Genomic DNA, 638 nt, shown 5'->3' on the forward strand with positions numbered 1-638 from the left:
GCTGTGGATGCTGCCACGTTATTTTGGGTTCTCCGGTCAGCGATCGCATCAATTTTAGCTGCTACCTGCTCTAATAACTTTTGGCGATCGCCCGTTTTGGCTAGTACCGCAAAAGGTAATAATCCCGGCACATTTATAAACGTATCTACGGATTCTTCCCAGAGTCTAATTACCTGAAATTGATGGCGAGTTGGAGACTAGCCATACCCGCAAATCATTGATCTCAGAAAAGTCTAGTAATGCTTCTCCTAACTCCTCTAATGCGGGTAATGGTAACTGATTGATTTGACCGATGACCGTTTCTGGCAAACTGCCTAATCTCCTATTGAGCAGCCGGAAAATTAAGGTCTTTTCACCTTCAGTTACCCCTTGTTGTAATCCCTGTTGTAATCCCTGTTGTAATCCTTCTTCTAAACCTTGTTGTAATCCTTTTTCAAGGGCTTCTTCCCAAATGTCTTGATAAATTACTGATTCTTGCATAATTTCTTGCCTCAACAATCGTTTAATCAACACTTTGTCTAAGACCAAACCCGCCAGAATCGCTGTGGATGCTGCCACGTTATTTTGGGTTCTCCGGTCAGCGATCGCATCAATTTTAGCTGCTACCTGCTCTAATAACTTTTGGCGATCGCCCGTTT

1 protein-coding gene is annotated in these 638 nt (G+C 43.3%); it reads right to left on the reverse strand.

What is annotated here, in order from left to right; translation table 11 throughout:
* Positions 1-165: 165 nt before the first annotated feature.
* A partial coding sequence (locus ACTIE0_RS24885) for a DUF4351 domain-containing protein (RefSeq protein WP_439517077.1) occupies positions 166-638 on the reverse strand: 473 nt, incomplete at its 5' end.

Source organism: Limnospira sp. (genome assembly GCF_051859755.1).
GTDB lineage: Bacteria > Cyanobacteriota > Cyanobacteriia > Cyanobacteriales > Microcoleaceae > Limnospira > Limnospira fusiformis.